This window comes from Paracoccus sp. T5, from assembly GCF_048538155.2.
In the GTDB taxonomy this organism is placed as follows: Bacteria; Pseudomonadota; Alphaproteobacteria; order Rhodobacterales; family Rhodobacteraceae; genus Paracoccus.
The window spans coordinates 2,932,722-2,954,625 of sequence record NZ_CM135809.1 but is presented as its reverse complement, the minus strand read 5'-3'; the positions used below and the strand labels follow the sequence as shown (position 1 = coordinate 2,954,625).

Below are 21,904 nucleotides of genomic sequence, written 5' to 3'. Positions count from 1 at the left end.
CAGATCAGTTGCGGTCGTCGCTTTCGCCGTCGTCGGCACCGCCGATGTCGTCGAACAGCTCGGCGATCTCGAACTCGGCCTCTGCATCAGCCTCGTCGGCCAGGTCGCGGATCGACTTGCCCTGGGCCTGCAGCTCGGCTTCTTCGGCCGAACGCGCGACGTTCAGGGTGATCGTCGCCTCGACTTCCGGGTGCAGCACGACGGTGACGTCGTGCAGGCCCAGGTCCTTGATCGGCGCGCGCAGGGTGACCTGCTTGCGGTCGACGGTGAACCCGGCCTCGGTTGCGGCCTCGGCGGCGTCACGGGTCGTGACCGAGCCGTAAAGCGCGCCCGAATCAGAGGCCGAACGGATGACCACAAAGGTCTGCCCGTCCAGTTTCTCGGCAAAGCTTTGGGCTTCGGCCTTGGATTCGGCGTTGCGGACCTCAAGCTGGGCCTTCTGGCCTTCAAAAGCCTTGATGTTGGCCTCCGATGCGCGCAGCGCCTTGCCCTGCGGCAAGAGGTAGTTGCGGGCATAGCCTTGCTTGACGTTGACGACTTCGCCCATCTGGCCAAGCTTGGCCACGCGTTCCAGCAGGATGACTTGCATCTTTCAGGTCTCCTTACTTCACGACATAGGGCAGCAGGGCGAGGAAGCGGGCGCGCTTGATGGCGCGGGCCAGCTCACGCTGCTTCTTGGCCGAGACTGCGGTGATGCGCGACGGCACGATCTTGCCGCGCTCGCTGATGTAGCGCTGCAGCAGACGCGTGTCCTTGTAGTCGATCGCCGGGGCATTCTCGCCCGAGAACGGGCAGACCTTGCGGCGGCGGAAGAACGGTTTGTTCGCCATGTCTCAGATCCTCTCAGTTCCGCTCGCGGCGTTCGCCGCGATCACCACGGTCGCCGCGATCGCCACGGTCCGGACGATCGCCCCGGGGACGGTCGCCGCGGTCGCCACGCTCGCCGCGCTCTTCGCGCTTCTGCATCTGGACCGAGGGGCCTTCCTGATGCTCGTCCACGCGGATGGTCATCACGCGCATCACGTCATCATGCAGGCGGGCCAGGCGTTCCATTTCCAGCACGGCGTCCGAAGGGGCGTCGGTGCGCAGGAAGGCATAGTGGCCCTTGCGGTTCTTGTTGATCTTGTAGGCCAGGGTGCGGACACCCCAGTATTCGTGCTCGACGACCTTGCCGCCGTTATCGGCGAGAACGGTCGAGAAGTGTTCGATCAGCCCTTCGGCCTGCGTGTTCGACAGGTCCTGGCGGGCGATCAGCACATGCTCATACAGAGGCATGGCGATCCTTTCGGTGTTGGTGCGCATTTCATCGACGGGTCGTCCCTTCCGCACCCGTCACGAGAGGCTGCGCCGGTTCAGGAAAGCAGGCGGAAGGATGCGGCTTCATATCAGCAAATGCTGCGGACGCAAGGTGATTCGTGGGCGGCCCGGGCGGCGCGTCGGGAAGGTGGACGGACGGCCGCGCCGGCCCTTGCGGTTGCAGCGGCCGCGGGGCAGGCTGCGCCCTGCAATCAGGGGCGGGGGCGGACGGACGATGGCGCTGGAAGACGCGAAGAACCAGGTGGACCAGGCCTTCACCCGCAGCGAACTGCGCGGCCTGTCCTATGAGAACGCCTTTGGCGGGGCCACCAGCTTCCTGCGGCGGCGCTATACCAAGGATCTGGCGGGCGTGGACGTGGCGGTCACGGGCATCTGCTTCGACCAGGCGGTGACGCACCGGCCGGGCACCCGCTTCGGGCCGCGCGCGATCCGCGAGGCATCGACCCTGCAGGCCTTCGACGCGCCCTATGGCTGGGGCTATGATCCGCTGTCGCTGCTGAACGTGGTGGATCACGGCGACATGGCCTTCGACTATGCCGACACCCGCGGCGTGCCCGCCCGGATCGAGGCGCATCTGGGCGCCATCCTGGACGCGGGCGCGGCGCCGATCACCCTGGGGGGCGATCACTTCATCACCCTGCCGATCCTGCGGGCGGCGGCGGCGCGGCGGGGGCCGGTGGCGCTGATCCAGTTCGATGCCCATTCCGACACCTGGGCCGATGACGACATGGACCGGATCGACCACGGCACCTTCCTCTACAAGGCGATCCGGCAGGGGCTGGTGGACCCGTCGGCCAGCGTCAGCGTGGGCATCCGCACTGACAATCCCGACACGATGGGGGTCACGATCCTGGACGCGGCCGGGGTCCACCGGGACGGGGTCGAGGCCACGCTGGCGCGCATCCGGGCGGTGGTGGGGGACCGCCCCTGCTATGTCACCTTCGACATCGACGCGCTGGACCCGGCCTTCGCGCCCGGCACGGGAACGCCGGTCTGGGGCGGGCTGGCCAACTGGCAGGCGGCGGCGCTGCTGCGCGGGCTGGCCGGCATCGACCTGATCGGCGGCGACGTGGTCGAGGTTTCGCCCCCCTATGACACGACCGGGGCCACGGCCATCGCGGGGGCGCATGTCGCGATGGAGCTGATCGCGCTCTACGGCTGGAACCGGCGATGAGTTGCGTCCCGCGACGGCGGGGGTCGTCCTGCCCTCGCCCCCCTGCGGCGCCCCTGCCGCAGCCGCTTGCCGCAGCCCCGGGGGGGCGCTAAGTGCAAGGCATGTTGCCCCAGGATCGCCTTGCCCAGATCACGCAACGCTTCGAGTTTCTCGAGGCGCAGCTGAACGCAGGCGCCGCGCCCGACCAGATCGCCAAGATCAGCCGCGAATATGCCGAGCTGAAGCCCGTGGTCGAGCAGGTCGCCCGCTGGCGCGCAGCCCGGGACGGCATCGCCGAGGCTCGGGCCATGCTGGACGATCCCGAGATGCGCGACCTGGCCCAGGACGAGCTGCGCCGCCTGAACGACACGCTGCCCGCGCTGGAGCAGGACCTGCGCATCGCGCTCCTGCCCAAGGATGCCGCCGATGCACGCCCCGCCATCCTGGAGATCCGCCCCGGCACCGGCGGCGACGAAGCCGCGCTCTTCGCGGGCGACCTGCTGTCGATGTACCGCCGCCACGCGGAAGGCCAGGGCTGGAGCTTCCAGATGCTGGAGCTGACCCAGACCGAGCTGGGCGGCGTCAAGGAAGCCGTTGCCCGGATCGAGGGCGAGGGGGTCTTTGCCCGGCTGAAATACGAATCCGGCGTCCATCGCGTGCAGCGCGTGCCGGAAACCGAATCCGGCGGGCGCATCCACACCAGCGCCGCCACCGTCGCGGTCCTGCCCGAGGCGGCCGAGGACGCCCAGATCGACATTCCCGCAGGCGACATCCGCATCGACACGATGCGCGCCTCGGGCGCCGGCGGCCAGCATGTGAACACCACCGATTCGGCCGTACGCATCACCCACCTGCCCACCGGCATCGTCGTCACCAGCAGCGAGAAATCCCAGCACCAGAACCGCGCCAACGCCATGGCGGTGCTGCGCGCGCGGCTCTACGACATGGAGCGCCAGCGCGCCGATGCCGAACGCGCCGCCGACCGGCGCAGCCAGGTCGGCAGCGGCGACCGGTCCGAACGCATCCGCACCTACAACTTTCCGCAGGGCCGCATGACCGATCACCGCATCAACCTGACGCTCTATGCGCTGGACCGCATCATGGCCGGCGACCTGACCGAGATCATCGATGCGCTGACGGCGCATGACCAGGCCGCACGCCTGGCCGAGGCCGAATGAGGCTGTCGCTGGCCCAGGCCGAGGGTACGGCCCTCTTGCGCGCCGCGGGGATCGAGGGCGCCGCGCGCGATGCCGACCGCATCCTGGCCGCGGTGCTGGAGATCGAGCCGGGCCAGCTGCGCATCACCGACGACCGCGCGCTTTCGCCCGACGAGGCCGCCCGCTTCAACCGCGGCATCGCGGCCCGCGCCCTGCACCAGCCGGTCGCGCAGATCGTGGGCTTTCGCGACTTCTGGGCGCATCGCTTCAAGGTCACCCGCGACACGCTGGACCCGCGCCCCGAAACCGAGGCCCTGGTCGAGGCCGCGCTGGCCCGGCCCTGGAACTCGGTCCTGGACCTGGGCACCGGGACGGGGGCCATCCTGATCTCGCTTCTGGCGGCGCGGCCGGGAACGCGGGGGATCGGCACCGACATCTCGGAGGCGGCGCTGGAGGTGGCGCGCTTCAACGCCCGCAAGATCGGCGTGGATGCCCGCTTTCGCCGCGCCGACTGGTACGAGGGGCTGACCGGCCCCTTCGACCTGATCGTGTCGAACCCGCCCTATATCGCCTTGGCCGAGATGGCCGGCCTGTCGCCCGATGTCCGCAACTGGGAGCCGCGCCAGGCCCTGACCGACGGGGCCGACGGCCTTGGCGCCTATCGGATCATCGCCGCCGGCGCGCGCGCCATGCTGTCGCCGCGGGGGCTGGTCCTGGTCGAGATCGGACCGACCCAGGGGGCGGCGGTCGCGGCGATGTTCACGGCCCAGGGGGCGTCCGCCCGCGTGCTGCCGGATCTGGACGGCCGCGACCGGGTCGTGCTGGCCGATTTTGCGACCCTCTAGGCGGTTTGCAGCGCAATCACGCGGATTTGGGGCAGTTTTTGCTTGTCTCGGAGGCGCTGGCATGGTTAGTCAGCCGCGTGCGACAGGCCCATTGCCGACGCATGGGTCAGCCTGACACTGCCGATTCCAAAGCGCGCGAGTTGCGTCGTGACCGGGGCGAGGCAGGGCTGAACGGAGAGGTCCTGCACGCCCCCGTAGCCGTCCGACAACGCCGTCCAGTTCATTCTGGCACCCCTGAATTTCAGAAACATGACAGACAGACTGATGAGATCATCCAAATCCCGCTCGCGTAGCAAATCGAACCGTCAGCGCTCGCTGGGGAACGTCGTCAACCGTGTCTTCGACAGCTCGGGGCCCGAGGGCAAGGTGCGCGGCACCCCCCAGCAGATCATCGAGAAATACCTGCAGCTGGCGCGCGACGCGCAGCTGTCCAACGATCGCGTGGCCGAGCAGAGCTTTCTGCAGCATGCCGAGCATTACACCCGCATGCTGGGCGAGGCGCAGCGCGAGATGAACGAGCGCCAGGGCCAGGGTCACCGGCAGCACGGCGACGACGATCAGGGCCAGCAGAACGGCGGGCACCAGCACGGGGGCAACCAGAACGGTGGCAGCCAGCATGGCGGGCACCAGGGCGGCGGCAACCAGAACGGCCATCACCAGGGCGGACAGTCCGGCGGCCGCGACCAGGATCGCCAGCACGACCGCAGTCAATCGGACCGCAGCCAGTCCGAGCGTGGCCAGCCCGACCGGAATCAATCAGACCGTAGCCAGTCCGAACGCGGCCATTCGGACCGCAGCCAGTCGGATCGTAATCAGTCGGATCGCAACCCTTCCGACCGTCAGCAATCCGAACGCGGCCAGCAGGATCGGGTCCAGGCCGATCGTGGCGCATCCGAGCGAAACCCTGCGCCCCGCGACCACGCCCCGCGTGACCAGGTTCAGCGCGAGGCAGAAGCTCCCGAGGCTGCCGTGACCGAACAGCCCGTCCGCGATCAGGCCCCCCGGCCGCAGGCCGAACCGGCGCCTGAGACGCAGGAAAGCCTCGGCCTTCCCGATGCCGTCAATTCCAGCGATGGCAGCCACGGCCCGGTGCCGACGCCCGAAACCGAACCCAAGCCGACGCGGGCCCGGACGCCCCGCACCCGCACCCCGCGCAGCACCGCAGCCAGCGCCGAGGGCGGCGCCCCCGCCGCGCCCACCCGCAGCCGCCGCAAGCCGGTGGCCAAGGACCAGGGCAGCGAGGCCGCCGATACCCCCACGCCCGAAGGCTCCGACCAGAACTGAACGGACCTGTTGAAATAAAAAAGGCCGCGGTGAGAACCGCGGCTTTTTCATGTCCGGAAGACGGGGGCCGACCCTCAGCCGGCGCGGGCCTCGGCCAAGGCGCGGGCAAGGGTGCAGAACCGCTGCAGGTCGATCTCCTCGGCGCGGGCGGTGGGCGGGATGCCCGAGGCCTCCAGCAGCGCTTCGATCCGCGGGTGCAGGCCCTTGAGGCTGGCGCGCAGCATCTTGCGCCGCTGGTTGAAGGCCGCGCCCGTCACCTGCGACAGCACCGCCGGATCGGCCGGATAGCGCGGCTCGGGCAGCGCGGTCAGGTGAACCACCGCGGAATGGACCTTGGGCGCCGGCACGAAGGCCTCGGGCGGCAGGGACATGACGATGCGCGCATCCGCCCGCCACTGCGCCAGCAGCGCCAGCCGGCCATAGGCCTTGGATCCGGGCTGCGCCACGATCCGCTCGGCCACCTCCTTCTGGAACATCAGCGTCAGCGACTGCCAGAAGGGCGGCCAGGCCTTGGGCGTCAGCCAGCGGATCAGCAGCTCGGTGCCCACGTTGTAGGGCAGGTTCGCGGCGATGCGGATCGGCGGCGTCAGATGCGCCAGCGGGTCCACCTCCAGCGCGTCGCCGTTGATCACGGTCAGGCGGCCGGGATAGGCGGCGGAGATCTCCTCCAGCGCGGGCAGGGCGCGGGGATCCTTTTCGATGGCCAGCACATGGCGCGCCCCGCAGGCCAGCAGCCCGCGCGTCAGCCCGCCGGGGCCGGGGCCCACCTCCAGGACGTCGCAGCCGGTCAGGTCGCCCGCCTGCCGCGCGATCTTGTGGGTCAGGTTCAGGTCCAGCAGGAAGTTCTGGCCCAGCTGCTTTTTCGCGCGCAGGTCATGGGCCGCGATCACCTCGCGCAGGGGGGGCAGGTTGTCGATCATCGCATGGTCCTGGGGGCGGGCGCGCGCCAATGGGTATTTGGGCAACGAAGAGGCATCAGGCGCGGCTGTCCGCCATCTGCCGCGCCAGGCGCAGCGCCGCGATGGTGGATGACGGATCGGCCAGGCCGCGGCCCGCGATGTCGAAGGCGGTGCCGTGGTCGGGCGAGGTGCGGATGAAGGGCAGGCCAAGCGTCACGTTCACCCCGCCCGCGAAATCCAGCGTCTTGATCGGAATCAGCGCCTGGTCGTGATAGGCGCAGACCGCCGCATCGTAACCCGCGCGCGCCGGGGCGTGGAACATCGTGTCGGCGGGCAGGGGGCCCGACAGGCTCAGCCCCTCGGCCCGCAGCCGTTCGATCAGCGGGGCGATCATGTCGCGTTCCTGCCGGCCCATCGTGCCACCCTCGCCGGCATGGGGATTGAGCCCCGCCACCGCGATGCGCGGCGCCGTCAGGCCAAAGTCGCGGACCAGCCCCTGGTGGGTGATGCGGATCGCCCGTTCCAGCAGCTGCGGCGTCAGGGTGGTTGCGACCTGCTCCAGCGGGATGTGGATCGTCGCCGGCACCACCCGGCAGGCCGGCGTCACCGTGGTCGAGGCCAGCATCATCACCACGGGCACACCGCCCGCCAGATGCGCCAGGTATTCCGTATGGCCGGGAAAGGCAAAGCCCGCGCCTTCCTTCAGCGCCTGCTTGCTGATCGGCGCGGTGGTGATGCCCGCGACCTTGCCCTCCAGGGCCAGCGCGACGGCGCGGGCGATGACATCGACCACGCCCTGCGCATTGGCGGGGTCGGGGCGGCCGGGCGTGGCGGGGGCGGCGAAAGCATGGCGCAGGACCGGCAGGTGGCCCGGCGGCACCGGATCGCCCGGGGCCTGAACCTCGGCAAAGGCCGCGCCGTCGGGCAGGTGGCGCGGATCGCCCATCCAGACCAGGTCCACGCCCGAGGCCAGCGCCAGGGGCGCCAGCTCCGGTCCGATCCCCGCGGGTTCGCCGCAGGTCAGCAGGATGCGCGCCATCAGGGCCGCCGGATCACGGCATCGGCGCGCAGGTCGGCCAGCAGCCCGTCCGCCGCCGCGTTGATCTTGCTGTTGAACAGCCGGTCGCGCACCGCCTCGCGGCCGGGCAGGCCGCTGGCCTCGTCGCCGCCCTGGGCCGCCAGGGCCGGCTGGCGCGAACACAGCATCACCAGGTCCGCACCCCCGCCCGACGGGACCAGCCCGGCCTCGCCCGGGTCCAATGAGGCCAGCCGGGTCGCGATCAGCGTCGGGATCTGGCCCTGCGGCGCTGTCTGGCGCTGCACCCGGGGCGCGACGGTGGCGCCCGCCTGCACGTAAAGATCGTCGCAGCTGCGCGTCCGCGCGGCCAGCGCCGCCGCATCGGCGGCCGAGGCCATGGGCAGCACCAGGTATTCCAGCACCTGTTCGCGCGCGCCGGGGCGCAGGCTGCCCTGGGCGTCGCGCAGGTGGAACAGCACGACCGCCCCCTCGACCGGCAGCGGCGCCGTGGTCTGGCCCGGCTGCAGCGCCGTGATGATCGGCCGCAGGCTGGGCGGCAGGTTGTCCAGCGCCATCATCTCCAGCCGCCCACCGGCCTCGGCCGAGGGCACCGCCGAATACTGCCGCGCGGCCTCGGCGAACTGCGCCTCGGTCGGGCGCGCGGCCGAGATGCGCTCGGCCAGGTCCAGCGCCTGCGCCTCCTGGCCCGGGGGGGCGGGGATGATCAGCTCCGACAGGGCCACGCGGTCGATGATCGGGGTCTCGATCACGCGGCGCAGCTCCTGGTCGACCTCGGCGTCGGAAATGCTGATCTGGCCCAGCAGACGGGCGCGCACGACCTCGCGCCAGACCGTGCCCGCCTCGACAAAGTCGCGGAACACGCCGGCCTCGACGCCCGCGCGCTCCAGCTGGGCGATGAAGGCGGCGGCGTCCAGCCCGGCGCGCCCGGCGAATTCCTCCAGCCCCTCCTGCAGCCCCTCGGGCGTGATCTCGACGCCCAGCTGGCGCGCGGCCTGCACGCGCAGGCGGTCGTCGATCAGCGCATCCTCGGCGGTCCGGGCATCGGCATCAGGGGCGCCGATCACCTGCATGAAGCGCATCCGCTGGTCCACCTCATAGCGGGTGACGGCGCTGTCATTCACATAGACGACCGGCGCGAACAGGTTCTGCGCCGCGGCGGGGCCCACGGCGCCCATGGCCACCACCGCCGCCAGGGCGATACCCGAAAGGAAATGCCGCATCTGCTGCCCTCATCTTGGTTCTGCGCGGCAGACTAGCGCATGCAGCTGCGCCGCGCCACTGTGCCCGGCCCGTCTTCTTGCCGGCCAAAGCCGCCAAGGCGCACCGACAGGTCCAGGCTGGTTTCCGGCCGCACCAGGTCCGAACTGGTAAAGCGCCGCGACAGGCCCGTCTCCACCGTGATGCATTCGTTGCGATAGGCCACCTCCAGCGAGGCCCGCTGCGCCCGGTCGGCGGCAAAGTCATAGCGCGTCTCGGCCGTGCCCCACCAGCCCGGCGCGATCTGCCAGCCGACATTGGCCGCCAGCTCGCTGGCATCATCCGCCCGGCCCTCGCCCTCGTCGCGGTCGATCCACAGATAGCCGGCCGAGGCCTGCAGGTCGCTGCGCAGCCAGCCCACCCGCAGTTCGTTGCGCGAAATGGCAAAACTGTCGTCGAACAGCGCCCGGTTGGCGACCGCCAGTCCCGTGCCGCTGTCGTAATGCACCGCCAGCAGCCAGTCGCTGCTGCGCCCGCCCAGGGGCGTGGTGGCCGCCACGCTCTGCGCCTCGCGGGCCCGCAGCACCCGGCCGCCGGTCACGCCAAGCGACCAGCCGGTGGGGTCGATCCGCGTCCAGGTCGCGCCGATATTGGCGCGCAGCCCGGTCTCGCGCTTGTCCCAGCCGGGAAAGCGGTTCTCGGAAAACAGGTTGCCCTCGTCGAACTCGATCAGGCGGCTGTCCTCGTTGGGGATGTCCTCATCGGCGCTCTGCGGGGAATAAAGGACCTGCACCACCGGCTCGACCATGTGGGTCGCGCCGCCGCGATAGGTCGCCAGCGGCCAGCGCAGCTCGGTCCCGATCCGGGGGTCGACGCGGGTCTCCACCGCGTCAAAGCGGTCGTCCTGCGCGATGCGGTACACATCGGCGTCCAGCCCGGCCAGCGCCGCGGCCACCACGCCGCCCGGCAGGATCCGGTTGCGCCGCCAGTCGATCCCGACCGAGGCGCGCGCCACGTCCCGCCCCAGTTCGTCCAGGTCGGACGGGCGGCGATGCGCATGGGCCGACCATTCCAGCAGCGCCTCGCCGCCGATCACCGGCGGGGTCATGCGCCGCATCCAGATCACGTCGGCCACCTGCGCGGGCGAGGTCGCGTTGTCCTCGTCCTCGCGCAGCGAATGGTAATTGCCGACCCGGCCCCAGACCAGCTTGTCGCGCAGCACCCGTTCCAGGGTCACGCCGCTCCACAGGCGGTCGGCATTGGTGACGCCGTAATCCAGCAGATAGGCCCGGTCCGAGGCCGTCTGGATCTGCACCCCAAGCCGATAGTCGCGCGGCAGGTCGAACCGCGCCGTGCCAAAGACATAGCCCCGCGTCTCGCCGGGCAGCAGGTCGTCGCGGCTGATCGCGGCATTCCATTCCGTCGCGCCGTGCGCAAGGGCCTGGCGATAGCGCAGTTCGATGGTGCGGGTGCGGTCCAGCGACAGATAGGGCGTCAGCGTCAGGTCGGCATGATCGCCCAGGGTGCGGAAATAGGGCAGCTTGACCCCGAACCCCAGCCCCGAGGTCGTGCGGATCAGCGGCCGCAGAAAGCCCGACCGCCGCTCGACCGTGGGGTCCGGGGCGGTGATCGCAAAGGGCGCATAGGCCAGCGGGATGCCCAGGGCGCGCAGCTGCGGATGGTCAAAGGTGATCAACCGCGTCTCGGCATCATGGGTGATGCGGCGGGCGCGGATCTCCCACAGGGGGGTCGGGTCCTCGGCGCAGATCTGGCAGGACGAGGCCACGACCTCGGTCAACTCGCTGATGCGCCCGTCCTCGCGCCGCTCCAGCCGGGTCGCGGCCAGCTGCAGTTCGCGCGCAATGACCATGCGGGCGCCGTTGATGATCCCGTCCTGCAGCTCGCGGTCCAGCTGCGCCGATTCGGCGATCAGGATCGCGTCGGCATCCCCGGCCGTGGCGGCAGGCCGGGACAGGTGGATCGGCCCCTCGATGGTCAAATCGCCACTGGCCCCGTCGACCATGATGCGCGACGCGACCAGCCGCGTGCCCTGGTACCAGACCACGACCCCACCCGCCGCGATCAGCGTGCGGTCACCCTGCAGCACGACATTGTCGGCCAGCACCGTGGCCGCGCCCCCCGGTCCCGCGGCGGGCGCGGCGCGGCCGGGCAGCACCACATCCGCCGTGGGCGCCACGCTTTCGGGCGCCCCCGTCAGGGGGGTGCGGTCGCCCACCGGGCTGCTGCCCAGTTCCGGCGCCGCCGGCGCCAGCGCCGAGACGCCGCCGGACAGTGCCGCGCCCGGCATGTCGGGCATGCCCGCGATGCCGGGGGTGCCGTCGAACAGCGACTGCGCCCCCAGCGGCCCGGCCAGAACCGTGGCGCCCATCAGCGCCAGGGCCGTCGCCCTGCACGCGATCCCGAAGGCTTGCTTGCGCGCGTTCATCCGTCCTCCCGTTTCAGGATCAGCCCCAGGGCCAGCAGCGCCCCCACCAGCGGCGGCGTCCAGGCCGCCATGGCCGGGGTGATCTGGCCGTTATCCCCCAGAACCTGCGCCAGGTTGCGCAGGAAGAACAGCGCGATCCCCGCGCCGAAGGCCAAAAGCACCGCCGCGCCGGTGTTGCGGCCCCGCACATGCTGCATGGTGAAGGCCGCAGCGATGACCACCATCGCCGCCATCAGGAAGGGCCGCGCCAGCTCCATCTGGAACCAGACCTTGTGACGCGCGGCCGAAAAACCCGCCCGCTCCAGCCCGGCGATAAAGGTCGGCAGCTGCCAGACCGGCACCGCCTCGGGGCGGCCAAAGCCCTCGCGGATGCGCTGCGCCGTCAGGTCCGAGGCCAGGCGCAGGCTGTCTTGGCGCGCCACCTCGGCCTGGGGATTGGCGCGCTCCAGCGGGTAATCGGCCACATCGCGCAGGTCCCAGGCCCCAGGCGTCAGCCGGGCCTCGCGCGCCTCGATCCGGCGCACCGGCCCCTCCTGGCTGAAGACCAGGAAGGTCGCATCATACAGCGTCACCGCATCCGGGCTGGCGCGGGCGGCGCGGATCACGATCTGGCCGGCCTCCTCTCCGTCCTCCTGCACGGCCTGGCGCAGCCAGACGGCGCTGGCACCCAGGCTGACGGTCTGCCGGCCGGCGCGGTCGATCTCGGCCACGGCCTCGTCATAGATCTGCCCCGTCGCCGCGACCAGCGGGTTCAGCAAGCCCACCGTCAGCGCCCCCAGCAGCACCGCTGCCGCCGCCGGCGCCGCCACCACCCGCAGCGCCGAACGCCCCGAGGCGCGAATCGCCACCATCTCGGAACTGCGCGCCAGGCCCAGGAACAGCGCGATGGCCGACAGCACCGTCATCAGCGGCAGGATCGAATAAAAGCTGCCCGCGATGTTCAGTGCCGCCAGCCGCGCCGCGCCCCCCAGCCCGATGTCGCGGCTGGAAAAGCGGCGGATCATCTCGATCATGTCGATCAGGAACAGGATCAGCAGGAACACCCCCGCGATCAGCAGGAAACTGCGCAGGAACCGCCGCGCCACATAAACGGCCAGGATCATGCCGACCTCCCGCGCGGGCCGCGGGGACGCGCGGCCAGCCACAACAGCCCCGCGCACAGCCCCGCGCCCACCAGCGCCGGCAGGTACAGGATCGGCCACAGCGCCGCGTTCCGCCCGACCTGGTTGGCGGCGGCATTGGACAGGAACTGCACCAGGATCAGCCCCCCGATCGCCCAGCCCACCTGCCGCCAGACGCCAAAGCGCGAAAATCCCCCGATCAGCAGCGTGGCAAAGCCGATCATCGCCGCGATCGGCGCCAGCAGCGGCTGGGCGATGCGCTCATGCGCCTCGCGCCGGGCGGCATCGGCACTGGCCCCGGTCGCGGCCAGCAGATCGGCGTCCGGGTCCAGCAGCCGCAGCGTGCCGTAATCGCGCAGGTCCCGCCCGCGCGGGCCGCCGCTCTGAAAGACCGCCCCCACGTCATAGCTGAACTCGTCGAAACGCGTCACCGACAGGCGCGGCTCGCCCGCCTCGCTCCGCAGGCTCTGGGCCATGCCCTCCAGCAGCACCAGGACCGGGCCGGTCTCGGTCCGCACCACCAGCGCCTCCCGGGCGGTATAGGTCAGCCGCTCGGCCGGGTTGCGGCCGTCCTCGATGAACAGGTCCAGCAGGCGCCCGTCGGCGGCGATGTCGCGGATGAACAGCGTCACCCCGCTGGCCGGATACTGAAAGGCGCCGGGCCGCAGGAACTGCGCGGTCACGTTCTCGGCGATCTCGGCCGACCGTTCGGCCAGCCGCGCCCGCGCCATCGGCACCAGCCCGTGGACCAGCACCGCCACCATCAGCCCCACGAAGATCCCGAACATCAGCACCGGCCGCGCCAGCCGCCAGGGCGACAGGCCCGCCGCCTGCATCGCCACCAGCTCGGATTCCCCCGACAGGCGGTTCGTGCCATAGGCCGCGGCCGCGAAAGCCGCCACCGGCAGCACGACCGAGATCACCAGCGGCAGCGTCAGCGCGGTGAACTCCAGCACCACCAGCGCCGTCTGCCCGTCGCTCAGCAGGTCGTCGAACAGGCTGACCGCCCGGTTGATCCAGTAGACCGCGACCAGGACCAGCGCGAAGAACCCGAACAGCGTCAGCAGCTGTCCAAGGATATAGCGGTCGATCCGGGGCATGGGCGGCCTTCTTGACGCGTGACGTTCGGTCCTGCTTAGCGGCAAGGGCGGCTCTGGAAAAGGGCCGGGCGGGCGTCTAGGGTCTGACCCAACCAGACGTGAGGACGCTTGACCATGACGCAGCCAGTCGAAATCAACTTCACCGAGATCGCGCCCGAGAAGCTGCCCGATCACCAGGGGCGCGTGGCGCTGATCCTGACCGCCCCCGACAAGCTGCCCGTGCGCCTGCCGCGCGCCGCGCGCGAGGCGGCGCTGCGCGCGCTGGCCTCCAAGGCGGGCCAGGCGCTCAAGCCGGGCCAGACGATGGAACTGGCCTTTCCCGCCGGCATGGCCGCCGAGGCACTGGTCCTGGTGATGCTGCCCATGGCCTCGACCGTGGCCGAGGCCCGCCGCGCCGGCGCGGCCATCGGTGCCCGGCTGGGGACCGCGCATACGCTGGTGCTGGCCGGCGTTCAGAAACTGGCGGGCGAGGTCGCCCTGGGCATGGCGCTGCGCGGCTATGACTTCAACGCCTACAAGACCGCCGACAAGGCGCAGGACGATCACGACCCCGACGCCCCGGCCGAACGCCCGCGGGTGACCTTCATGGTCCGCGACCCCGAGGCGCTGGCGAAATCGGCCGGCGATGCCGCCGCCCTGGCCGAGGGCGTGTTCTTCACCCGCGACCTGGTGAACGAGCCCGCCAACGTCCTGACCACCAGCGACTTCGCCGACCGCCTGCAGGCGATGGAGGAGATCGGCCTGACCGTCGAGGTCCTGGACGAGGACAAGCTGGCCGAACTGGGCATGCGCGCCCTTCTGGCCGTGGGCCTGGGCAGCGAGACCCCTTCCAAGGTCGTGGTGATGCGCTGGAACGGTGGCGGGGACGAGGCGCCCCTGGCGCTGGTCGGCAAGGGCGTCGTCTTCGACAGCGGCGGCATCTCGATCAAGCCGGGCGCCGGCATGGAGGAGATGACGATGGACATGGGCGGCGCGGGCGTCGTGGCGGGCGTGATGCGCACGCTGGCCCTGCGGCGCGCCAAGGCCAATGTCGTGGGCCTGGTGGGCCTGGTCGAGAACATGCCCGACGGCCGCGCCCAGCGCCCCGGCGATATCGTGAAATCCATGAAGGGCGACACGATCGAGGTCATCAACACCGATGCCGAAGGCCGCCTGGTGCTGGCCGACGTGCTCTGGTATGCGCAGGAACGCTTCAAGCCGCGCGCGATCATCGACCTGGCGACGCTGACCGGGGCGGTGATCATCGCGCTGGGCCATGACAATGCCGGGGTCTTCGCCAATGACGACGCCCTGGCCGACGGCATTCTGGCCGCCGCGAAAGCCGAGGGCGAGGGCGCCTGGCGCCTGCCCCTGGGCCCGTCCTACGACAGCCTGATCAAGTCGCGCCTGGCCGACATGAAGAACACCGGCGGGCGCGCGGCGGGCTCGATCACCGCGGCGCAGTTCATCCAGCGCTTCATCAAGGACGACCAGCCCTGGGCGCATCTCGACATCGCCGGCGTGACCCTGCCGCCCAGCGCCACCGACCTGGCCCCCAAGGGCGCGACCGGCTGGGGCGTCATGACGCTGGACCGGCTGGTGCGCGACCGCTTCGAGGGCAAATGAGCCGCGCAACGCCCGCAAGCGGTGTACGCGCCGTGCTCGGGCGGTGCCCCCGCGGTGCACGCCCGGTGCGCCCGGATCTCCAGCATTTGCTGGGGGTCCGGCGCCTGCCGTCCACACCGGTGCCGGATGCAACGCGCGCAGGCGTTGCGCGCCGGCGCAACACCTAGGCGGGTGACATGGGCAAGGTGCTCTTCTACCACCTGACCCGCTCGCCGGCCGAGGCGCTTCTGCCCGTCCTGCTGGGCAAGGCGCTGTCGGCCGGCTGGCGGGTCGAACTGCGCGGCGCCCAAGCCGACCGGATGGAGAGGCTGGACCAGCAGCTCTGGCAGGCCGAAGGGTTCCTGCCCCACGGCCTGGCCGGCGGCCCGCACGACGCCCGCCAGCCGGTGCTGCTGACCGTGCCCGGCCAGGCCCCGGCCAACGATCCCGCCTGCCTGATGGCGCTGGACGGGGTCGAGGTCGCCCCGGCCGAGGCCACCCGCCTCGACCGCGCCTGCATCCTCTTCGACGGCGGCGACGACACTGCCATGTCCCGCGCCCGCGACCAGTGGCGCGCGCTGACCGGCGCCGGGGTCGAGGCCGAATACTGGTCCGAGGAATCAGGCCGGTGGGAGCGCAAGCGCTAGCCGCCTGCGCCCCTCAGGCGGCCGCGTGCCCCGCCAGCCGCGCATGCAGATCGTCCCGCCGCAGCAGCGCCTTGGGCCCCTGCAGCACCGCGCGCCCCCGCTCCATCACCAGGAAGCTGTCGCCCAGATCCCAGGCGAAATCAAAGAACTGCTCGACCAGCACGATCGCCATCTCGCCCCAGTCGCGCAGGGCGGCGATCACCCGGCCGATCTGGGCGATGATGTTGGGCTGGATGCCCTCGGTCGGCTCGTCCAGCAGCAGGACGCGTGGCCGGGTGATCAGCGCCCGCGCGATCGCCAGCTGCTGCTGCTGCCCGCCCGACAGGTCGCCCCCGCGCCGATGCGCCATCTCGGCCAGCACCGGAAAGCTGTCAAAGACCTCCTCGGGGATGCGCCGCTCCGACCGGGGCAGGCAGGCGAACCCCGTCTCCAGGTTCTCGCGCACCGTCAGCATCGGAAAGATCGCCCGCCCCTGTGGGACATAGCCGACGCCCATCCGCGCCATTCGCTGCGCCGACAGCCGCCCCAGGGGCTTGCCGTCAAAGGCGATGTCCCCGCTTGACCGCGGATGCCGCCCGGCCAGCAGGTTCATCAGGCTTGTCTTGCCCACCCCGTTGTTGCCCATCACGCAGGTGACCTCGCCCGCGCGCGCCAGCAGGTCGATCCCGTGCAGGATCTGGCTGCCGCCGTAATGCAGGGTCAGGCCCTTGGCCTCCAGCATGTCCTATCTCCCCAGATAGACGTCGATGACGTCGGGATTGCGGGTGACGTGGTCCAGGCTGCCTTCGGCCAGGACCGACCCCTGGTGCAGCACGGTCACCTTGCAGTTCAGGCGGCGCACGAAATCCATGTCATGTTCGACCACCACCACCGCCCGGCTTTCGGCCAGCCGGCACAGCAGCGTCGTGGTCAGCTCGCGCTCGGCCAGGGTCATGCCGGCGGCGGGTTCGTCCACCAGCAGCAGCCGCGGGTCCGAGGCCAGCAGCATGCCGATCTCCAGCCACTGCTTTTGCCCGTGGCTCAATTCGCCGGACTTGCGGTCCAGCTGCTCGGCCAGCCCGACCTCGGCCGCCAGTTCGGCCACGCGCCCCGCCGATGCCGCCGTGGGCCGCCAGCGCAGCACCGCAAAGGGGCCGCGCGCCGCCTTCAGCGCCATGGTCAGGTTGTCGGCCACCGTCTGATCCTCGAAGACGGTCGGGCGCTGGAACTTGCGGCCGATCCCTTCGCGGGCGATCTGCGCCTCGTTCATCTTCAGCAGCGACCTGGATGTCGCGCCCCAGCGCACTTCGCCGGCGTCGGGCCGGGTCTTGCCGGTCACGATATCCATGAAGGTGGTCTTGCCCGCCCCGTTGGGGCCGATCACGGCGCGCAGCTCGACCGCGTTGATGGTAAAGGACAGGTTGTTGATCGCCTTGAACCCGTCGAAGGACTTCGAAATCCCGCTGACTTCCAAAAGCGCGCTCATGCCTTGGCCTCGCGTTCCTGCAGGGCGCCCTGGTCGGGTCCCAGGTCGCGGCCATGCCGGTCCGGTCCCGCCCAACCTGCCATCCAGTCAAAGATCCCGGCGATGCCCTTGGGCGCGAACAGCGTGACCAGCACGAAGGACAGGCCAAGCGCCACCTGCCACCAGTCGACCCAGTTCACCACGTATCCCGGCAGGTGGATCGACGGCGCCCGCCCGCCCGTGAACCAGCTGGACAGCAGTGACACGACCACCGCGCCGATGACCGCACCATAGAGCCGCCCGCGCCCGCCGATCGCCACCCAGACCGCCAGGTAGATCGAGGCGATGGGCATCATCTCGGCCGGATTGATGATCCCGGCCTGGGGATAGTACAGTGCCCCCGCGACGGCGGTGATCATCGCCGCCAGGGTAAAGACGACCAGCTTGAACCCCTCGACCGGATAGCCCAGGAACCGCACGCGGGTTTCATCGTCGCGGATGGCGCGGATCACGCTGCCGAACTTGCCGCCGACCAGCCAGGCGGCCAGCACATAGGCCAGCGCCAGCGCCGCGGCGGAGGCCCAGAGGAACCAGACCGACAGCCTGGCCTGATCGACATGGTCCAGCCCCGGCAGGTTCTGTAGCCCCGACAACCCGTTGTTGCCGCGAAAGCCGCTGTCGTTCTGGAACAGCCACAGGGCCAGCGCCAAGGTCATGGCCTGGGTCAGGATCGACAGATAGACGCCGTTGACGCGGCTGCGGAAGGCCAGCCAGCCAAAGACCAGCGCCAGCAGCCCCGGCACCGCCACGACCAGGATCAGCTGCGCCGTCAGCGAATGCGCAAGGCTCCAGACCAGGGGCAGCTCCGCGCTGCCCACCACGCCGAAGATCTGGTTGGTGACGGCGTCCCGGACCTCCTGCGGCGTGGCAGGGATGGGGGATTGGGCCAGCTGGGCCGCGACGATGCCCTCGGTCCGGGCATACATCAGCCACTGCCCGATCATGTAGCCGCCAAGCGCAAAGAACGCCATCTGGCCCAGGGACAGGATGCCCAGGTATCCCCAGACCAGGTCCATGGCGACCGCCGCGATGGCCAGGCACAGCGTCTTGCCCAGTACCTTGACCATCGAGGTGGGCACAGCGCCGGTGCCATAGGCCTGGCTGAGCAGCGTCACCGCGACGGTGAACACCGCCAGCCCGGCCAGCACGACCAGGACCGAGGGGTTCCTGAGGATGAAGGGGGTGCGGGTCATGGCCTATACCTCTGCCGCGCGGCCGCGCTGCGGGATGATCCCGCGGGGCCGGAACTGGATGAAGATGATGATGAACAGGATCATGAAGGTCTGCGCCGCCAGCGTGTTGCCGGGGTTCAGGCTTTCGATGACCTTGGACAGCCCGCCGATCAGCGTGGCGCCGGCCAGCGTGCCCCAGATGTTGCCCACGCCGCCCACCACCACGGTCATGAAGCTTTGCACGATGTACTGCTGGCCGATTTCCGACGTGACCTGCGCGAACAGACCGATCGCCACCCCCGCGATGCCCGCGATGCCGGACCCCAGGCCAAAGGTCATCATGGCGATGCGGTCGGGATTGATGCCCATGCTGGCCGCCATGCCGGGGTTCTGGGTGACGGCGCGGACCTCCAGGCCCAACCGCGTGCGCTTCATGATGAACAGGAACAGCCCCAGGAACAGCAGCGCCAGCACAAAGATCGCCACCCGGATCGAACTGATGCCGATCACGTCGTTCACCGTGATCGACCCCTCCAGCCAGGCGGGGGCGGTCAGCGGGCGGGCCTGGGTTCCGAAGATGTTCTTGGCCAGCTGCTGCAGCGCGATGGACACGCCAAAGGTCGCCAGCAGCGTCTCCAACGGGCGGTGGGCCAGGTGCCGGATCACCAGGCGATAAAGGACCACCCCCGCGCCGAAGGTCACCGCAAAGGCAAGGGGCAGCGCCACCACCAGCGACAGCGTGCGGTCGGCGATCAGCGTCTGGACGGTATAGGCGGTATAGGCCCCCATCATGATGAATTCGCCATGCGCCATGTTGATGACCCGCATGACCCCGAAGGTGACGGCCAACCCGATCGCCGCCAGGAAATAGATCGAGGCCAGCGACAGCGCGTCCAGCCCCAGGTCGATGGCGGTCATCGCGCCAAGCCGGACCTGCGCCTGGAGGCGCGCGTCCTCGGCGGCGGCGGTCACGGCGGGGTCGGGTTCGGCATAGACCTCGAAGAAGCGGTTCGCCTCCAGCGCGGCCTGGGCCTCGGCCTCGGTCGCGGCTGCGGGAACGGTGCCCGCCGCCTCCAGCGCCTCATAGGCGCGGTCGCGGGCGGCAGGGTCGGACAGCTGCGCGACAGGGAGTCCGCCGACCGCGCCGTCGCTGATGTGGGCGGCCAGTGCCGCGCGCTGGTCGGCCGGGGACAGGGGCGGCTGCAGCAGGCCCTGATCGACCAGTTGCGCCAAGGCCGCCGCGCGGGGCAAGGCGTCGTCGCCGGGCGTCAGCTCTCGCGCGACATTGGCGCCCGGCGGCGCCTCGGGGGCGACAAGGGCACGTGTCACCAGCAGCGGGTTCAGGGCGGCGCGGAAATCCAGGCCCACATCCCCGGCCATATCCTCGATCGCGGCCACGCGGGCGGTGCTGTCGGGGTCGTGCTGGATGGTCAGCAGGCGTTCCAGCCGCGCCTTGCGGGCGGCCAGCACTGGGTCGGGATCGTCCAGCGCCGCGCGCAGCGCCTCAAGGCCCGCCAGGTCGCCGCCGCGCGACAGGCTGTCCAGTGCCGCCGCGCGCCGCGCAGGGTCGGGATCGGCCAGCGCGCCCGCGGCCAGCGCCGCCTCGATCACGCCGCGCACGCCGGAATTGGGGCGCAGGGCGCGCGGTTCCGCGCCGGGCAGGGGCACGCCCGTCACCGCATCGGTCGCGCCGTCCCCGCCGATGATCGCCAGCCGCCCGTCATCGGTCAGGCCCAGGCTGCGCCCGGCCCAGGCCTGCAGCAGGGCCAGCCCTTCGGGACCGGTCGCGGCGATCTGGTCGACCAGGGGCCCGACCGTCCGGCGCGAGGGCTGTTCGATCTGGTCCAGGTTGGCCTCGACGACCGCCTGCAGGGCGGGATTGGCAAGGGCGGTCAGGGGCACCAGCAGCGCAAGCGCCGCGGCCATCAGACGATACCGGATCACGCGGGAAATTCCTTGTGGCTGGGGCCGGGCGGCGCGAACCGCCCGGCCGTCACGTCAATAGTTCGACTGGACCTGGACGCAGCTGTCCGTTTCCGTGTTGAACATGCCGCAGTCCTTGCCGGGCCAGTCGGCGTCCAGCACCGCCGATTCCGGCAGGAAATCGGTCCAGGCGTCGCCCGGCACGGGCTCGGTCTGGCTGACGATGTCGAACTGGCCGTCATCGCGGATCTCTCCGATCAGGACGGGCTTGGTGATGTGGTGGTTGGGCAGGACGGTGGCGGTGCCGCCGGTCAGGTTCGGCACCTCGACGCCCACGATGGCATCCAGCACCGGGTCCACGTCGGTGGTGCCCGCCGCCTCCACCGCCGCGACCCAGGCGTTGAAGCCGATGACGGTGGCCTCCATCGGGTCGTTGGTCACGCGGTTCGGATCGCCGGTGAAGGCCTTCCATTCCTCGATGAAGGCCGTGTTCACGTCGGCTTCCGCGGTCTGGAAGTAGTTCCAGGCCGCCAGGTGGCCGACCAGGTTCGCGGTATCCAGGCCCGACAGCTCCTCCTCGCCCACGGAAAACGCCATGACCGGGATGTCGTCCGCCGACACGCCCGCTGCCGCCAGCTCCTTGTAGAAGCCGACATTCGCATCGCCGTTGATGGTGGACACGACGCCGACCTTCTTGCCGCCCGCGCCAAGCGCAACGACATCGGCCACGATCTTGGACCAGTCGGAATGACCGAAGGGGGTGTAGTTGACAAAGATGTCCTCGGCCGCGACGCCCTTGTCCTTGAGATAGGCGTCCAGGATGTTGTTCGTGGTGCGCGGATAGACATAGTCGGTGCCCAGCAGCGCCCAGGATTCGACGCCCAGTTCCTCCATCATGTAATCGACGGCCGGGATCGCCTGCTGGTTCGGGGCGGCGCCGGTATAGATGACGTTCTTCGAGGATTCCTCGCCCTCGTACTGGACGGGATAGAACAGCAGGCCGTTCAACTCCTCGATCACCGGCAGGACCGACTTGCGGCTGACCGACGTCCAGCAGCCGAAGATCGCGTCCACGTCGCTGACGGTCAGCAGCTCGCGCGCCTTTTCGGCGAACAGCGGCCAGTCCGAGGCCGGATCGACGACCACCGCCTCCAGCGGGCGGCCCAGCACGCCGCCCTTGGCATTCTGCTGTTCGACCAGCATCAGGACCGTGTCCTTCAGCGTGGTCTCGGAGATCGCCATGGTGCCCGACAGCGAATGCAGCACGCCGATCTTGATCGGCTCGCCCTCTTGGGCATGGGCGGTATGGGCCAGCGTGAGGGCGCTGGTCAGCATCAGGATCTTGGTCAGCTTGGTCATCGTACCCCTTTTCCCCCCGGCACGTTGGCCGGTGTCCCTGTTGTCCTTGGGAAGGCGCGCAGCCTTCGCATTCGCAGAAAGAGGGGAAAATCGGGCAGTTGGACAGGATTTCAGCAGTCCCTGCGTGCTTCGCGCAGGCAGTGGCGCGGTCTTTGGC

The 21,904-nt window shown here is 70.4% G+C and carries 20 protein-coding genes and 1 pseudogene; 6 read left to right on the top strand and 15 right to left on the bottom strand.

Annotated features, from left to right (window positions below; genetic code table 11):
• Nucleotides 1-4 precede the first annotated feature (4 nt).
• The 3 genes from rplI to rpsF are packed head-to-tail and all read right to left on the bottom strand — an operon-like array spanning nucleotide 5 to nucleotide 1,275.
• Nucleotides 5-589 carry a 50S ribosomal protein L9 gene (gene rplI / locus ACNR9W_RS14565; RefSeq protein ID WP_111299904.1) on the bottom strand — a complete coding sequence of 195 codons (585 nt, stop codon included), beginning with the start codon at nucleotides 587-589 and terminating at the stop codon, nucleotides 5-7.
• Nucleotides 590-602: 13 nt separating this feature from the next.
• Nucleotides 603-830 (bottom strand): 30S ribosomal protein S18, encoded by a 228-nt coding sequence (rpsR, locus tag ACNR9W_RS14560; RefSeq protein WP_103173059.1) that lies wholly within the window; start codon nucleotides 828-830, stop codon nucleotides 603-605.
• A 13-nt stretch (nucleotides 831-843) separates the two neighbouring features.
• Complete coding sequence (gene rpsF / locus ACNR9W_RS14555; protein WP_111300002.1) at nucleotides 844-1,275, bottom strand: 30S ribosomal protein S6; 432 nt, start codon at nucleotides 1,273-1,275, stop codon at nucleotides 844-846.
• Nucleotides 1,276-1,531: 256 nt separating this feature from the next.
• On the opposite strand from rpsF, the gene speB reads away from it, so the two are divergent.
• The 3 genes from speB to prmC all read left to right on the top strand — a co-directional run bounded on the left by speB (nucleotide 1,532) and on the right by prmC (nucleotide 4,472).
• A complete protein-coding gene (gene speB, locus ACNR9W_RS14550; protein WP_419269991.1) occupies nucleotides 1,532-2,491 on the top strand; it encodes an agmatinase in 960 nt (319 codons plus the stop codon).
• Between the two features lie 101 nt (nucleotides 2,492-2,592).
• Nucleotides 2,593-3,648 carry a peptide chain release factor 1 gene (gene prfA / locus ACNR9W_RS14545; protein ID WP_419269993.1) on the top strand — a complete coding sequence of 352 codons (1,056 nt, stop codon included), beginning with the start codon at nucleotides 2,593-2,595 and terminating at the stop codon, nucleotides 3,646-3,648.
• Entirely contained in the window at nucleotides 3,645-4,472 is an 828-nt protein-coding gene (gene prmC, locus ACNR9W_RS14540) for a peptide chain release factor N(5)-glutamine methyltransferase (RefSeq protein WP_419269995.1), read from the top strand. The genes prfA and prmC overlap by 4 nt, the downstream gene beginning before the upstream one ends.
• Before the next feature lie 65 nt (nucleotides 4,473-4,537).
• Here prmC and ACNR9W_RS14535 read toward each other — a convergent pair whose 3' ends face one another.
• Complete coding sequence (locus tag ACNR9W_RS14535) at nucleotides 4,538-4,696, bottom strand: hypothetical protein (protein WP_419269997.1); 159 nt, start codon at nucleotides 4,694-4,696, stop codon at nucleotides 4,538-4,540.
• Between the two features lie 40 nt (nucleotides 4,697-4,736).
• On the opposite strand from ACNR9W_RS14535, the pseudogene ACNR9W_RS14530 reads away from it, so the two are divergent.
• Nucleotides 4,737-4,989, top strand: a pseudogene (locus ACNR9W_RS14530) (DUF4167 domain-containing protein); the annotation flags it as partial.
• Between the two features lie 841 nt (nucleotides 4,990-5,830).
• Here ACNR9W_RS14530 and rsmA read toward each other — a convergent pair.
• Genes rsmA through lptF form a run of 6 tightly spaced genes read right to left on the bottom strand, consistent with a single transcriptional unit; the run spans nucleotide 5,831 to nucleotide 13,558 of the window.
• On the bottom strand, nucleotides 5,831-6,676 hold the full coding sequence (gene rsmA, locus ACNR9W_RS14525; RefSeq protein WP_419269999.1) for a 16S rRNA (adenine(1518)-N(6)/adenine(1519)-N(6))-dimethyltransferase RsmA: 846 nt from the start codon (nucleotides 6,674-6,676) through the stop codon (nucleotides 5,831-5,833).
• 55 nt (nucleotides 6,677-6,731) lie between these two features.
• Nucleotides 6,732-7,697, bottom strand: coding sequence for a 4-hydroxythreonine-4-phosphate dehydrogenase PdxA (pdxA, locus tag ACNR9W_RS14520; protein ID WP_419270199.1), 966 nt, complete (start codon nucleotides 7,695-7,697; stop codon nucleotides 6,732-6,734).
• Nucleotides 7,694-8,914: a peptidylprolyl isomerase gene (locus ACNR9W_RS14515; RefSeq protein ID WP_419270001.1), complete on the bottom strand. Its 1,221-nt coding sequence runs from the start codon at nucleotides 8,912-8,914 to the stop codon at nucleotides 7,694-7,696. Before ACNR9W_RS14515 ends, pdxA begins: the two co-directional genes overlap by 4 nt.
• 32 nt (nucleotides 8,915-8,946) lie before the next feature.
• Nucleotides 8,947-11,337: an LPS-assembly protein LptD gene (locus tag ACNR9W_RS14510; RefSeq protein WP_419270003.1), complete on the bottom strand. Its 2,391-nt coding sequence runs from the start codon at nucleotides 11,335-11,337 to the stop codon at nucleotides 8,947-8,949.
• Nucleotides 11,334-12,440: an LPS export ABC transporter permease LptG gene (gene lptG / locus ACNR9W_RS14505; RefSeq protein ID WP_419270005.1), complete on the bottom strand. Its 1,107-nt coding sequence runs from the start codon at nucleotides 12,438-12,440 to the stop codon at nucleotides 11,334-11,336. The genes ACNR9W_RS14510 and lptG overlap by 4 nt, the downstream gene beginning before the upstream one ends.
• Nucleotides 12,437-13,558, bottom strand: coding sequence for an LPS export ABC transporter permease LptF (lptF, locus tag ACNR9W_RS14500; protein ID WP_419270007.1), 1,122 nt, complete (start codon nucleotides 13,556-13,558; stop codon nucleotides 12,437-12,439). Before lptF ends, lptG begins: the two co-directional genes overlap by 4 nt.
• 114 nt (nucleotides 13,559-13,672) lie before the next feature.
• Between lptF and ACNR9W_RS14495 the strand changes: the two genes are divergently transcribed.
• Both ACNR9W_RS14495 and ACNR9W_RS14490 read left to right on the top strand, forming a co-directional pair.
• On the top strand, nucleotides 13,673-15,163 hold the full coding sequence (locus ACNR9W_RS14495) for a leucyl aminopeptidase (protein WP_419270009.1): 1,491 nt from the start codon (nucleotides 13,673-13,675) through the stop codon (nucleotides 15,161-15,163).
• A gap of 176 nt (nucleotides 15,164-15,339) precedes the next feature.
• Nucleotides 15,340-15,789 (top strand): DNA polymerase III subunit chi, encoded by a 450-nt coding sequence (locus tag ACNR9W_RS14490; RefSeq protein WP_419270010.1) that lies wholly within the window; start codon nucleotides 15,340-15,342, stop codon nucleotides 15,787-15,789.
• Nucleotides 15,790-15,802: 13 nt separating this feature from the next.
• On the opposite strand, the gene urtE is transcribed toward ACNR9W_RS14490, so the two are convergent.
• The 5 genes from urtE to urtA are packed head-to-tail and all read right to left on the bottom strand — an operon-like array spanning nucleotide 15,803 to nucleotide 21,747.
• Nucleotides 15,803-16,510, bottom strand: coding sequence for an urea ABC transporter ATP-binding subunit UrtE (gene urtE, locus ACNR9W_RS14485; RefSeq protein ID WP_419270012.1), 708 nt, complete (start codon nucleotides 16,508-16,510; stop codon nucleotides 15,803-15,805).
• 3 nt (nucleotides 16,511-16,513) lie between these two features.
• Complete coding sequence (gene urtD / locus ACNR9W_RS14480) at nucleotides 16,514-17,254, bottom strand: urea ABC transporter ATP-binding protein UrtD (RefSeq protein WP_419270014.1); 741 nt, start codon at nucleotides 17,252-17,254, stop codon at nucleotides 16,514-16,516.
• Nucleotides 17,251-18,486, bottom strand: a complete 1,236-nt coding sequence (gene urtC, locus ACNR9W_RS14475) for an urea ABC transporter permease subunit UrtC (protein ID WP_419270015.1) — start codon at nucleotides 18,484-18,486, stop codon at nucleotides 17,251-17,253. The genes urtD and urtC overlap by 4 nt, the downstream gene beginning before the upstream one ends.
• A 3-nt stretch (nucleotides 18,487-18,489) precedes the next feature.
• Nucleotides 18,490-20,406: an urea ABC transporter permease subunit UrtB gene (urtB, locus tag ACNR9W_RS14470; protein WP_419270200.1), complete on the bottom strand. Its 1,917-nt coding sequence runs from the start codon at nucleotides 20,404-20,406 to the stop codon at nucleotides 18,490-18,492.
• A gap of 57 nt (nucleotides 20,407-20,463) precedes the next feature.
• A complete protein-coding gene (gene urtA / locus ACNR9W_RS14465) occupies nucleotides 20,464-21,747 on the bottom strand; it encodes an urea ABC transporter substrate-binding protein (protein WP_419270017.1) in 1,284 nt (427 codons plus the stop codon).
• Nucleotides 21,748-21,904 lie beyond the last annotated feature (157 nt).

Excerpts from the sequence above, each read along its gene's own strand:
- ACNR9W_RS14495 (WP_419270009.1), top strand. The coding sequence starts at position 13,673 with ATGACGCAGCCAGTCGAAATCAACTTCACCGAGATCGCGCCCGAGAAG.
- rpsF (WP_111300002.1), bottom strand. The coding sequence starts at position 1,275 with ATGCCTCTGTATGAGCATGTGCTGATCGCCCGCCAGGACCTGTCGAAC.
- speB (WP_419269991.1), top strand. The coding sequence starts at position 1,532 with ATGGCGCTGGAAGACGCGAAGAACCAGGTGGACCAGGCCTTCACCCGC.
- ACNR9W_RS14535 (WP_419269997.1), bottom strand. The coding sequence starts at position 4,696 with ATGAACTGGACGGCGTTGTCGGACGGCTACGGGGGCGTGCAGGACCTC.
- ACNR9W_RS14515 (WP_419270001.1), bottom strand. The coding sequence starts at position 8,914 with ATGCGGCATTTCCTTTCGGGTATCGCCCTGGCGGCGGTGGTGGCCATG.
- urtC (WP_419270015.1), bottom strand. The coding sequence starts at position 18,486 with ATGACCCGCACCCCCTTCATCCTCAGGAACCCCTCGGTCCTGGTCGTG.
- ACNR9W_RS14490 (WP_419270010.1), top strand. The coding sequence starts at position 15,340 with ATGGGCAAGGTGCTCTTCTACCACCTGACCCGCTCGCCGGCCGAGGCG.
- urtA (WP_419270017.1), bottom strand. The coding sequence starts at position 21,747 with ATGACCAAGCTGACCAAGATCCTGATGCTGACCAGCGCCCTCACGCTG.
- urtE (WP_419270012.1), bottom strand. The coding sequence starts at position 16,510 with ATGCTGGAGGCCAAGGGCCTGACCCTGCATTACGGCGGCAGCCAGATC.
- ACNR9W_RS14510 (WP_419270003.1), bottom strand. The coding sequence starts at position 11,337 with ATGAACGCGCGCAAGCAAGCCTTCGGGATCGCGTGCAGGGCGACGGCC.
- rplI (WP_111299904.1), bottom strand. The coding sequence starts at position 589 with ATGCAAGTCATCCTGCTGGAACGCGTGGCCAAGCTTGGCCAGATGGGC.
- urtD (WP_419270014.1), bottom strand. The coding sequence starts at position 17,254 with ATGAGCGCGCTTTTGGAAGTCAGCGGGATTTCGAAGTCCTTCGACGGG.
- rpsR (WP_103173059.1), bottom strand. The coding sequence starts at position 830 with ATGGCGAACAAACCGTTCTTCCGCCGCCGCAAGGTCTGCCCGTTCTCG.
- lptG (WP_419270005.1), bottom strand. The coding sequence starts at position 12,440 with ATGATCCTGGCCGTTTATGTGGCGCGGCGGTTCCTGCGCAGTTTCCTG.
- lptF (WP_419270007.1), bottom strand. The coding sequence starts at position 13,558 with ATGCCCCGGATCGACCGCTATATCCTTGGACAGCTGCTGACGCTGTTC.
- rsmA (WP_419269999.1), bottom strand. The coding sequence starts at position 6,676 with ATGATCGACAACCTGCCCCCCCTGCGCGAGGTGATCGCGGCCCATGAC.
- prmC (WP_419269995.1), top strand. The coding sequence starts at position 3,645 with ATGAGGCTGTCGCTGGCCCAGGCCGAGGGTACGGCCCTCTTGCGCGCC.
- prfA (WP_419269993.1), top strand. The coding sequence starts at position 2,593 with ATGTTGCCCCAGGATCGCCTTGCCCAGATCACGCAACGCTTCGAGTTT.